Annotated in this window: 10 protein-coding genes and 1 pseudogene; 10 read left to right on the forward strand and 1 reads right to left on the reverse strand. The window is 63.8% G+C overall.

All coding sequences use genetic code 11. The annotated features are described in order from the left end of the window. The 7 genes and pseudogenes from ACLHHB_RS05315 to ACLHHB_RS05345 form a co-directional block, all read left to right on the forward strand. Positions 1 to 130 (forward strand): annotated as a pseudogene (locus ACLHHB_RS05315) (IS5/IS1182 family transposase); the annotation flags it as partial. A 655-nt stretch (positions 131 to 785) separates the two neighbouring features. After that, the gene (gene fni, locus ACLHHB_RS05320; RefSeq protein WP_410217248.1) at positions 786 to 1,868 is read left to right on the forward strand and encodes a type 2 isopentenyl-diphosphate Delta-isomerase; all 1,083 of its coding nucleotides are present in this window, start codon (positions 786 to 788) and stop codon (positions 1,866 to 1,868) included. 30 nt (positions 1,869 to 1,898) lie between these two features. Next, complete coding sequence (locus ACLHHB_RS05325) at positions 1,899 to 2,627, forward strand: fatty acid desaturase (RefSeq protein WP_410217249.1); 729 nt, start codon at positions 1,899 to 1,901, stop codon at positions 2,625 to 2,627. Further along, entirely contained in the window at positions 2,624 to 3,112 is a 489-nt protein-coding gene (locus ACLHHB_RS05330) for a sterol desaturase family protein (protein ID WP_410217250.1), read from the forward strand. Before ACLHHB_RS05325 ends, ACLHHB_RS05330 begins: the two co-directional genes overlap by 4 nt. Positions 3,113 to 3,146: 34 nt before the next feature. Then, positions 3,147 to 4,313, forward strand: a complete 1,167-nt coding sequence (crtY, locus tag ACLHHB_RS05335) for a lycopene beta-cyclase CrtY (RefSeq protein WP_410217251.1) — start codon at positions 3,147 to 3,149, stop codon at positions 4,311 to 4,313. Then, positions 4,310 to 5,806: a phytoene desaturase gene (locus ACLHHB_RS05340; RefSeq protein ID WP_410217252.1), complete on the forward strand. Its 1,497-nt coding sequence runs from the start codon at positions 4,310 to 4,312 to the stop codon at positions 5,804 to 5,806. Before crtY ends, ACLHHB_RS05340 begins: the two co-directional genes overlap by 4 nt. Next, positions 5,803 to 6,714: a phytoene/squalene synthase family protein gene (locus ACLHHB_RS05345; protein WP_410217253.1), complete on the forward strand. Its 912-nt coding sequence runs from the start codon at positions 5,803 to 5,805 to the stop codon at positions 6,712 to 6,714. Before ACLHHB_RS05340 ends, ACLHHB_RS05345 begins: the two co-directional genes overlap by 4 nt. A 6-nt stretch (positions 6,715 to 6,720) precedes the next feature. Here ACLHHB_RS05345 and ACLHHB_RS05350 read toward each other — a convergent pair whose 3' ends face one another. Next, the gene (locus ACLHHB_RS05350) at positions 6,721 to 7,611 is read right to left on the reverse strand and encodes a polyprenyl synthetase family protein (protein WP_410217254.1); all 891 of its coding nucleotides are present in this window, start codon (positions 7,609 to 7,611) and stop codon (positions 6,721 to 6,723) included. 406 nt (positions 7,612 to 8,017) lie between these two features. On the opposite strand from ACLHHB_RS05350, the gene ACLHHB_RS05355 reads away from it, so the two are divergent. The 3 genes from ACLHHB_RS05355 to ACLHHB_RS05365 all read left to right on the forward strand — a co-directional run bounded on the left by ACLHHB_RS05355 (position 8,018) and on the right by ACLHHB_RS05365 (position 10,944). Then, entirely contained in the window at positions 8,018 to 8,800 is a 783-nt protein-coding gene (locus ACLHHB_RS05355) for a Crp/Fnr family transcriptional regulator (protein ID WP_410217255.1), read from the forward strand. A gap of 106 nt (positions 8,801 to 8,906) precedes the next feature. Then, positions 8,907 to 10,205 (forward strand): hypothetical protein, encoded by a 1,299-nt coding sequence (locus ACLHHB_RS05360; RefSeq protein ID WP_410217256.1) that lies wholly within the window; start codon positions 8,907 to 8,909, stop codon positions 10,203 to 10,205. A 1-nt stretch (position 10,206) separates the two neighbouring features. Beyond that, a complete protein-coding gene (locus ACLHHB_RS05365) occupies positions 10,207 to 10,944 on the forward strand; it encodes a hypothetical protein (RefSeq protein WP_410217257.1) in 738 nt (245 codons plus the stop codon). Positions 10,945 to 11,095: the final 151 nt, after the last annotated feature.

Raw genomic sequence — 11,095 nt, forward strand, 5'->3', positions numbered from 1 at the left:
GCGGCGCGATCGGATCGAAATCATGTTCGGCCGGCGCAAGGACGGGAGGCGCGTCGCCACACGATAGGGCCGATGCCCGGAAACCTTCCTTTCCGCCATCGCTCTTGCCCCAACAACTCTGCTCCGGCTCCGGCTCCGGCTCCGGCTCCGGCTCCGGCTCCGGCTCCGGCTCCGGCTCCGGCTCCGGCTCTGAAAGTCAACGGGTCTGTATCCCAAATAAAAACCCTTCATCTGGCAAGATGCAACCGGGCTACAGGATCAAGGGTTTTTTGTAGCCGATCCTATTGGAGGGAACAGCGCTGCCGTGTGCTGCTCCCTCCAAGGACGGAGGAGCAACTGGTATCCGCCCGCCCTTTGACCCAGAGACAACAGCTTCATCCGGTGACGCCGTTCCTGCAAGATTTGGTTGCAGCAACGCAGAGGAAACAGCCCTGCACGAGCGGAAGCCGGACTCCGTGGGAAACCTTCGCACGCCCTATGCTGGCACGCCGGACGCTCGTCACTTGGAAGAAGGCAGGATTGGAAGCCCTGTCCATGCGTTCGAAAGACCTGCGCATGAACATTTGCTCAAGCCTTGTCTGAGGCAGATCTTGCACATGCTCATCCAGATCATGATGCGGCCGGTGCCGCCAGAACGGGCGCCGCACGTGACAGCATTCAAGGGCGCGTCGGCCAACGAAGTGCCCGGCCGGAACTGCGGCCTCTTGGCAGGAGCATGTCCTTGTGCTGGAACCTGAGTGAGTTTGCCGCAATATGAACACCAGACAGCAGGACGGGCCGACAGCATGACCGAAATCTCACGCCGCAAGTCGGATCATCTTCGCATCGTGGCCGAAGGACGGGGGCGTCAGGACGGTCTTGCCACAGGCTTCGATGCCGTCCGGTTCGTGCATGCGGCCTTGCCAGAGATCGACCTGGACCGCATCGATTGTCAAACGACCTTCTTGAGCCACAGGCTGCGCGCTCCTTTGCTGGTCTCCGCGATGACCGGCGGTCCGGAAGAGGCAGAAAGCATCAACACGCACATAGCCGAGGCATGTGCTGAACTGGGGATCGCCCTTTCTGTCGGTTCCCAACGCATTGCAGTTGAAGATGGTGGCACGGCAGGACTGGGACGGAGGCTGCGCGCGGTTGCGCCGGGTATTCCGATCTTGGGAAACCTGGGGGCAGTGCAACTGAACTATGGTTTCGGCGCGGACGAGGCGCGGCGGGCTGTCGACATGATCGAGGCCGATGCCCTGATCCTGCACCTCAATCCTTTGCAGGAAGCGATCCAGGACGGAGGAAACCATGACTTTTCCGGCCTTTTGAAGCGCATCGAAGCACTGGCCGCAACGTTGCCCGTGCCTATTGGCATCAAGGAAGTCGGCGCGGGACTGTCGGCCTCCGTGGCAGGCCGGATGCTGGAGGCGGGTGTCACGATCCTTGACGTGGCTGGCGCCGGCGGGACCAGTTGGGCAAGGGTCGAGGCCGAGCGGGGGCCCGAACGCCTGCAGACTCTGGCTGCTCCTTTCCATGATTGGGGCATTCCGACAGCCGACGCGCTGCGCGCGGTCGCACCGCTGATGATGCCGGAACGGGTGCTGATCGGCTCGGGCGGGGTTCGGCACGGGCTGGACGTGGCGCGCGCAGTTCGTCTTGGCGCTGACCTGGCGGGTCAGGCGGCGCAGGCCCTGCCCGCGGCACGGGACAGCACCGATGCCTTGATGCGCCACTTCGGCGACGTGATCGCACAGCTTCGCATCGCGATGTTCTGTACCGGATCACCCGATCTTGCGGCACTGCGGCGGGCGCCGCTGCTGCTGCAGGGCGCCGCGGACACATGGTCGCAATCGACGGGGCTGGCCACTGATGACACGCAACGCTAGTCTTGGCCGCGTGCGAACCCGGAGGCTGCCATGACCGACCTGACGCGTCGCAAGCCCGACACGACCGCCACCAACCTGATGCTGAGCGGCGGCATCATCACGGCGTGGCTGGTGCTGCATGTCCATGCCGTCTGGTTTCTGGACGCCCCGGCGCATCCGGTACAGGCGGCGTTGGTCTTTGCGGGTCTTGTCTGGTTGTCGGTGGGGTTGTTCATCATCGCGCATGACGCGATGCACGGCGCAGTCGTGCCGGGACGTCCCCGCGCGAACAAGGCGATCGGACAGCTGGCGCTGTGGCTTTACGCGGCTTTTTCTTGGCGCAAGCTGATCACCAAGCACATGGCGCATCACCGGCACGCGGGAACCGATGATGATCCGGACTTCGGTCATGGCGGTCCGGTCCGCTGGTACTTCAAGTTCGTGTTCACCTATTTCGGCTGGCGCGAATTCTGGCTGCTGGGTGGCACGGTGATGCTTTATGCGCTGATCCTGGGCGCCCGCTGGCCTTATGTTGCCTTCTGGGCTTTGCCCTCGATCGCGGCGTCGATCCAGCTGTTCGTCTTCGGAACCTGGCTGCCGCACCGCCACGACGACCAGCCCTTTCCGGACCGTCACAACGCCCGGTCAATGCGGCTCAGCAATCCCGCCTCGCTGATGACCTGCTTTCATTTCGGCGGCTATCACCACGAACACCACCTGCACCCCACGGTACCTTGGTGGCGCCTGCCCCGCATGCGGACGCGAAAGGACCAAGCATGACCGGCTTTCTCATTGTCGTTGCAACCGTGCTGGTGATGGAACTGACCGCTTATTCCGTCCACCGGTGGATCATGCACGGACCGCTTGGCTGGGGCTGGCACAAGTCCCACCACGAGGAACATGACCACGCGTTCGAGCGCAACGACCTTTATGCGGTGGTCTTCGCGGCGATCGCTTCGGTGATGTTCACAGCGGGCTCGCTCTGGTGGCCGGTGCTGTGGTGGATCGGGGTCGGTATGACGGTCTATGGCCTGATCTATTTCATCCTCCATGACGGGCTTGTGCATCAGCGCTGGCCTTTCCGCTACGTTCCGAGGCGCGGCTATTTCCGGCGCCTGTATCAGGCCCACAGGCTGCACCACGCGGTCGAAGGGCGGGACCACTGCGTCAGCTTCGGTTTCATCTATGCGCCTCCCGTCGACAAGCTGAAGCAGGACCTGAAGAAATCCGGCGTCCTGAAGCAGGATGAAGGACGCAGGGCATGAGGCCTTTCAGCACTGCCACGGGCATGGACCTTACATGACACATGACATCGTGCTGGCCGGGGCCGGGCTCGCGAACGGCCTGATCGCGCTGGCGCTCCGCAAGGCGCGGCCCGATCTGTCCGTGCTGCTGCTGGATCAGGCCGACGGGCCCGCCGACGGCCATACATGGTCCTGCCATGACACCGATCTGGCGCCACACTGGCTGGACCGGCTGGTTCCCATCCGCAAGGGCAACTGGCCGGACCAGGAGGTTCGCTTTCCCCAGTTCTCGCGTCGGCTGAGGGCGGGATATGGCTCAATCGACGGGCCGGGGCTTGCCGGTCTGGTGCGGCAGACAGGGGCGGAAATCCGTTGGAGCAGCACGATCCGGGATCTGGACGGGGCTGGCGTCACGCTGCAGGACGGGACGCACATTGCCGCGTCCTGCGTCATCGACGGACGCGGCGCAAAACCCTCGCCTCATCTTGCCGTCGGCTTCCAGAAGTTCGTGGGTATCGAGATCGAGACCGACAGCCCACACGGCGTCCGTCGTCCCTTGATCATGGACGCAACCGTGCCCCAGCAGGACGGGTACCGTTTCATCTATCTGCTGCCCTTCTCCCCTACGCGCATCCTGATCGAGGACACGCGCTACAGCGACGGCGGCGCGCTGGACAACGAGGCATTGGCGGCGGCCTCGCATGCCTATGCCCGGGAGCGCGGCTGGACCGGCCGCGAGGTGCGGCGCGAAAGCGGCATTCTGCCCATCGCACTGGCCCATGATGCGCCCGGATTCTGGGGGGATCACGCCACGGGTCCCGTGCCGGTCGGCCTGAGGGCAGGTCTTTTCCATCCTGTCACCGGCTATTCCCTGCCCTATGCGGCACAGGTTGCTGATCTGGTGGCGGATCTGGCCCGAGCAGGCCGCCTGACGACGGACAGTCTTCGCGATGCTGTTCAGGATTTCGCGCTGAAAAGGGCCCAACAGGACCGTTTCCTGCGTTTGCTGAACCGGATGCTGTTCCGTGGATGTCCGCCGGAACGGCGGTACACCTTGCTGCAGCGCTTCTACCGGATGCCGGAAGGCCTGATCGAACGCTTCTATGCCAGCCGCCTGACGACCGTCGATCAGCTGCGTCTGGTGACGGGCAAACCACCCATTCCGTTGAGCCGGGCGTTCCGCTGCCTGCCCGAACGCCCCCTGCTGCAGGAGAAAGCATGACAGCCCCGACCAGAACCGCAATCGTGATCGGCGCCGGTTTTGGCGGCCTTGCGTTGGCCATACGCCTGCAATCGGCCGGCATCGCCACCACTCTTGTCGAAGCCCGCGACAAGCCCGGTGGACGGGCTTATGTCTGGCACGACCAAGGGCATGTCTTCGATGCAGGTCCGACAGTCATCACCGATCCCGAATCGCTGAAGGAACTCTGGGCCTTGTCGGGCCAAGACATGGCACGCGACGTGACCCTGATGCCCGTGTCGCCCTTTTACCGGCTCTTGTGGGCGGACGGAAAAAGCTTTGATTACGTCAACGACGGCGCGCGACTGGAGGAGCAGATCGCGACGTTCAATCCGGCTGATCTGGACGGTTACCGGCGTTTCCACGATTATGCCGAAGAGGTTTACCGGGAAGGCTATCTGAAGCTGGGCACGACGCCCTTCCTCAAGCTGGGCCAGATGCTGAACGCGGCGCCTGCCCTGATCAAGCTGGAAGCCTATCGTTCCGTGCACAGCATGGTGGCGCGGTTCATCAAGGACCCGCATCTGCGGCAGGCCTTTTCGTTCCACACGCTGCTGGTAGGCGGCAACCCCTTCTCGACCAGCGCGATCTATGCGCTGATCCATGCCCTGGAGCGCCGCGGAGGAGTGTGGTTTGCCAAGGGCGGCACCAACCAGCTGGTCGCAGGCATGGTTGCGTTGTTCCAGCGGCTCGGCGGTACGTTGATGCTGAATGCCAAGGTCGCCCGGATCGAGACCGAGGGTGCCAGAACCACTGGCGTGACCTTGACGGACGGGCGGCAGCTGACGGCAGACATGGTTGCCAGCAACGGCGACGTCATGCACTCGTACCGCGATCTTCTGGGGCAAACCCGGCGCGGGCGCACCAAGGCCATGATGCTGGGCAAGCAGCGCTGGTCGATGTCGCTGTTCGTGCTGCATTTCGGCTTGTCGAAGATGCCCGAAGGGTTGGCTCATCACAGCGTCCTTTTCGGCCCCCGCTACAAGGAGCTGGTGAATGAAATCTTCAAGGGACCCGCTCTGCCCGACGATTTTTCGCTTTACCTGCACTCGCCCTGTGTCACGGACCCCAGCCTTGCGCCTCCGGGCATGTCCACCCATTACGTCTTGGCACCGGTGCCGCATCTGGGTCGTGCGGATGTCGACTGGGAAAAGGAAGGTCCCGCTTATGCCGACAAGATCCTGGCCAGTCTCGAGGAACGGCTGATCCCAGACCTGCGGCGCAACCTGACGGTTCAGCGCATCTTCACTCCGGCCGACTTCAAGTCCGAACTGTCGGCTCATCACGGCAGCGCCTTCTCGATCGAGCCGATCCTGGCGCAGTCGGCGTGGTTCCGCCCGCACAACCGCGACCGCAGCATCCGCAACTTCTATATCGTGGGCGCGGGCACACATCCGGGTGCGGGCATTCCCGGCGTCATCGGATCGGCCAAGGCCACGGCGCAGGTCATGCTGGCCGACGCGGTGCCCGCATGAACGATTTGGTGGTCACGTCCGAAGCCGCCATCGCGGAGGGATCGCAAAGTTTTGCAGCAGCTGCGCGACTGATGCCGGCGGGAATCCGCGACGATACCGTGATGCTCTATGCCTGGTGCCGTCACGCGGACGACGTGATCGACGGACAGGTGCTGGGCGATCGGCCCGAAGCCGTTGATGACCCGCAGGCCCGCCTTGACAGCCTACGGGCCCAGACACTGGCGGCGCTGCAGGGTGATTCCGGGCTTTCGCCGCCTTTTCAGGCGCTGCAGGCCGTGGCCCGGCGGCACGACTTTCCGGACCGCTGGCCTCTGGATCTGATCGAAGGATTCGCCATGGATGTCGAGGCGCGGGACTATTGCAGCATCGACGACGTGCTGGACTATTCCTATCATGTCGCAGGCGTGGTGGGGGTGATGATGGCACGGGTCATGGGTGTGCGTGACCATGCCGTGCTGGACCGTGCCTGCGACCTGGGATTGGCCTTCCAGCTGACCAACATCGCGCGGGACGTGATCGACGACCATGCCATCGGCCGCTGCTACCTGCCCCGGAACTGGCTGGACGAAGCTGGTGCAAAGGTCGAAGGACCCCTGCCCTCGCCCCAGCTTTACGCAGTGATCATCCGGCTGCTGGACGAGGCCGAGCCTTACTATGCGTCGGCCAGAATTGGTCTGTCTGCCTTGCCACCACGCTGCGCCTGGTCCATCGCGGCAGCGCTGCGGATCTATCACGCGATAGGGACGCGTATCCGGCGCGGCGGGCCGGCAGCTTATCGTCAGCGCATCAGCACATCAAAGCCGGCCAAGATCGGGCTCGTTGCCCGGGGGGGACTGGACCTCGGCCTGTCGCGCCTGCCGCACAAGGTCAGGCCGCGCAATGGGCTGTGGACGCGGCCCATGGGCTGAGGGCCGTCAGGCACTGGTCTTCTGCACGGCATAGGGAAGAACCCGCTCCAGCAGCGCGGCGATCTCGGGCGCCTTCAACCGTCGGCTTTGCAGCATCCGGTCCAGCTGGGCACGATTCGCCTCGTAATCCCGCGAAGCGTCGTGCATGTCGGTCACCGCGAGAATGCCCCGCTTGGGTCCGCCTGCGGCCTGGTCGCGACCGGTGTCCTTTCCCAAGCTGGCCTTGTCGCTGATCACGTCCAGCAGATCGTCATAAGACTGGAACACCCGTCCCAGCTGTCGTCCGAACGCGATCATCTGGTGCTTGTCCTCGTCGTCGAAGCCCTTGATCAGCGACAGCATCTCCAAGCCCGCAATGAAAAGGACGCCCGTTTTCAGATCCTGCTCGCGCTCCACCCCGGCGCGATCCTTGTCGGCATGCAGGTCCAGGTCCTGTCCCGCGCAAAGCCCTTGGGGGCCCAGAGCTGCCGTCAGGATGCGCACCAGTCCCGCCCGAGTCTGAGCATCGGCGCCGCGGGCCGTGGCCAGAACCGCCATCGCCTCGGTGATCAGGGCAATGCCCGCCAGTACTGCCCGGCTTTCGCCATGGGCGACGTGGGTGGCCGGCACGCCGCGTCTCAGGCTGGCATTGTCCATGCAGGGCAGATCGTCGAAGATCAGCGAGGCGGCATGAACGGTCTCGATGGCCGCGGCTGCGTCCACAGTGGTTTCACAAACGCCGCCCGAGGCTTCCGCGGCCAGCAGCAGCAGCGTGCCGCGGAACCGCTTGCCCGACGACAGTGCGGCATCCCGCATGGCCGCGCCGAGTGGATCCGAAACGATACCGAATCCCCGAGCGATTTCGTGCATGCGGGCAGTCAGCATCTCTCGATGTGAGGGATCGGTCTCTCGTCTCATCCTGGCCTTGTGCATGCGTGTTCCGAACTTGGCAAAGTGGTGGAGCGCCGAGGTCTGTCCCGTCCGCACGCTCCGACATCCGCCGTCAACGGGACCATCGTGGAACGGTTCAACGGAAATTGCGAGCAGTTTTGTCAGGACCAACCCGCGCAGGGGAGGCATGTTGACGATTTGTTAAACATTTCGTGCCGACAGCGTCAAATTGTCGCCTTCGCGACACGCGGCATCGTCAAAAAGGCGTAGTCAGAACTTGGCGCGGGTCGGGGCTTTTTCATCAGCTCCGTTTTTCTCAGTCACCCCCTCCTCGGCCTGCGCTACGGCTCCTCTGCCACACTGACAGCGACATGCGCGTTGACATTGCTTGCCTGCGGCGTTCAAGTTGTTCTGTCATGACGAGGGCTTACTCTTGACAGGCAACGCAGGTATCGCATCGTCGACAACCAGGCGCCGTGCCGGGCGCAACCTGGCCGAAGCTCAGGATTGGGTGGGAACGCTCGTCTCTGTCAGGCCTCCGCTCTTGCGGGGCATGGACAGTACACAGCTGGCCGCGCTGCTGTCGGAAACGACGGTTCAGGTCATGCGCCGCCCGACCGAGATCCTGCGACAGGGCGAACCCGCGAAATGGGGATACCTGATCCTCAAGGGCCAGATCGAGGTCACCTTCATCGACGTCGACGGAAACCGCATCCTGGCTCATCTGGCCAAGCCCGGAGAAGTCATGGGCGAGGTCGAACAGTTTTCAGGCCGCACCTGCGCGGCGACCTGCACCACCTTGCCCGATACGGCTGTCATGTTGTTCGACGCCGCCCTGATCCTGCGTCACATGCCGGCTCAATTGCTGTTGCGCAACTTCGCAAGCATCTTTCACGAACGTCTGATGCGCGACAACCAACAGCAGTCGGTGGCGATGTTCTATGCAGCCGAAGACCGCATCCGCATCCACCTTCTCAGCATGACCAGCGTCGCCATGCCGGAGGTGCGGATAAGCCAGACCGAACTGGCAGGTTTCGCCGGCTGTTCGCGGCAGACGGTCAACAAGACATTGTCATTGCTGCGGGCAGAAGGGATCGTCGACATGGGCCGAGGATCGATCCGGGTTCTGGACCGCACGAAGCTTGAAGGACCGCATTCCAGCATCGACAGGATCGTGGGGGATCCGGAGGCCGAGGATCTTCAGCCGGCCGTATGACGGTCCCATGCCGAAAGAGTGACCTGCGCATGGCGTTCAGGGGGCTGAGCAAGCAGCCGCTTTCGGCTTATCTGCCATCCGAACCTTCTTGAACCGCGGAGAAAGCATGGCCGATCCCACCCAGACCACAGATCGCGCAGGCGATCGCTACGCCCGGGAACTGGAGCGGCATCTGGACTGGCTGGACAGCTTTACCTCCACGGCGCTCGGTGTGCTGTCGGCGGCCTCGGGCATCTATACCTATCTGGGCGTGCGCAGCCTGCTCGATGACCCAGGCCTGTGGACCACCTTTGCCGCACTGGCATATTCGATCGCGGTATCCGTGGGCATTTTCGTCTTCTGGTCCTATCTGCTGCGCCTGCTGCCCGCCGTGCGTTCTGCCGCGTCGCGTGTTGGGTTGCTTCTGACGATGGCGCTTGGCTCTCTGGCCATCGTGGCGATGTCATCATGGCTGAACGCGGCAGCGCTGGCTGGCGGCGCCGCAGTCGAGACCCATATGGCCGTCACCGTGCAGGAATATCAGAGCGCACTGGAGCGGGCGCATTCCAATGCCGTCGCCGGCCAGTCCTTGACGCGCGACGTTGCCCGTGTCCGTCAAAGCTTCCAGGACCTGTCCGAACAGGAAGCCGGAGGCACGCTTTCCGGCTTTTCGGGACGTGGTGCCGTTTTCCGGGTACTGACGCAGAAGGGTACGGAACTGCAGGCGCTGGAAAGCCAGCTGGCCGAGGTGGCCAATCCCATCGAGGAAACCTTTACCCAGGGCAACACGATCCTGTCGCGAATGCGCGGCATCTCGGTCGAACCGGGGGCCATCGGGGACCGCACCGTCCGCTTTTCCGAAGATGCGGTGGCGCTGGCGGGCCTGATCACCCAGTTGCGGCAGTTGAATCCGGCCACTCTTGTCGGGCGTGCAGCGCAGGACTTGGCCGACGCGGTCGTGTTGCCCGAACTGGACGGCGCCACCGCCGAAACCCGTGCCGGCCAATCCAGCACGATCAACTCGGTGCTGACCCTCGTCGAACAGCGTGCACAGACCCTGGCCGCCGCCGCGGCCGAGGTCGTGTCACTGCCCCCACCCGACGAGGCTCTCTACACGCCGATGTCGGCCGCCGATGCGGTCATCGCCTATGCTGGAAATTTCGTGCCAGCTTGGGCGGGCGCCATTTCGATTGACCTGTTGCCGGCGGTGTTGGTCTTCATCATCATGGTCGTACAGGCTGCCATCCGGTCGGGCCGGGGCGAGGGTCACAGCGACGACCGCATGACCGTCGGAGAAATGCGCGCGGCCTTGGCCGCATCCGAGATGCTCCGACAGGTCGAAGCATCTGCGGCCACCGATCCCCTGCCCGTCCCGCGTCCTGACCCGTCAGCCGAACGGTCCCGTTCATCGCAGGACGGGGGATGACATGGCGATCCTTTCGTCTCCGGGAAAGGCCATTCGCGCGATTCTGGTTTCCCAAGTTCTGCTTGGCGGGGCAATCATCGCGCTGGACCTGATGCGCAGTCCGGGAACAGCCGCTCCGGGCCTTTTCGCTCCGCCGGCGCAAGGGCCAAGCGTGCGCCCCTATCGTCCGGATCTGCGGGCTCCCGATCCCGCGCAGCCCGGTGCGCCCGCCATGCGCCCCATGCCAGAAACGCTGGACTTCACCGTGAGCGGCGAGTCGATACGACTGACAGGGCAGATAGCACCCGGCGACGCCGACCGCTTTGCCACCTGGCTGGAACAGAACCGCCCGACCGAAACGCAGGTGGCGCTGGACAGTTCGGGAGGATCCGTGTCGGACGCGCTGGCCATCGGACGCACCATCCGGGCGGCCGGTTACGATACACAGGTGGAGAATGGTGCAGTCTGCCTGTCGGCCTGCCCTTATATCCTTGCGGGCGGGGCGGCGCGGCAGGTCAAACCGGGGGGAGTCGTGGGCGTCCACCAGCACTACTTCGGACAAAGCACGATCCTCCCTGCCTTCATGGCCGTCAAGGATCTGCAGCGCGCACAGGCGGGGGTGATGGACTATCTCACGCAGATGGGCGTCAATCTGCGATTGATGACCTATGCATTGCGAACCCCGCCTGAGGAGATCAACATCCTGGACTCCGACCTGATGGCGGAACTGGGCCTGACGACACCTGACGCGCAAGGCTGAGCCTGCGGGTCAGGCTATGGTCATGCCGCAACGGTCCGATGAGCGTTTCTGTTCAAACTACGGGTTCGGTTTGTGGGTCCGGTCCCATACAATGGCTGTTTGGTGGTGATTGGCCAAGGCAACAGCAGACAAAGGTATCCCCGGATGATCT

It is taken from the genome of Paracoccus sp. (in: a-proteobacteria) (assembly GCF_046462195.1).
In the GTDB taxonomy this organism is placed as follows: domain Bacteria; phylum Pseudomonadota; class Alphaproteobacteria; order Rhodobacterales; family Rhodobacteraceae; genus Paracoccus.

Excerpts from the sequence above, each read along its gene's own strand:
- ACLHHB_RS05365 (WP_410217257.1), top strand. The coding sequence starts at position 10,207 with ATGGCGATCCTTTCGTCTCCGGGAAAGGCCATTCGCGCGATTCTGGTT.
- ACLHHB_RS05350 (WP_410217254.1), bottom strand. The coding sequence starts at position 7,611 with ATGAGACGAGAGACCGATCCCTCACATCGAGAGATGCTGACTGCCCGC.
- ACLHHB_RS05330 (WP_410217250.1), top strand. The coding sequence starts at position 2,624 with ATGACCGGCTTTCTCATTGTCGTTGCAACCGTGCTGGTGATGGAACTG.
- ACLHHB_RS05325 (WP_410217249.1), top strand. The coding sequence starts at position 1,899 with ATGACCGACCTGACGCGTCGCAAGCCCGACACGACCGCCACCAACCTG.
- crtY (WP_410217251.1), top strand. The coding sequence starts at position 3,147 with ATGACACATGACATCGTGCTGGCCGGGGCCGGGCTCGCGAACGGCCTG.
- ACLHHB_RS05340 (WP_410217252.1), top strand. The coding sequence starts at position 4,310 with ATGACAGCCCCGACCAGAACCGCAATCGTGATCGGCGCCGGTTTTGGC.
- fni (WP_410217248.1), top strand. The coding sequence starts at position 786 with ATGACCGAAATCTCACGCCGCAAGTCGGATCATCTTCGCATCGTGGCC.
- ACLHHB_RS05360 (WP_410217256.1), top strand. The coding sequence starts at position 8,907 with ATGGCCGATCCCACCCAGACCACAGATCGCGCAGGCGATCGCTACGCC.
- ACLHHB_RS05345 (WP_410217253.1), top strand. The coding sequence starts at position 5,803 with ATGAACGATTTGGTGGTCACGTCCGAAGCCGCCATCGCGGAGGGATCG.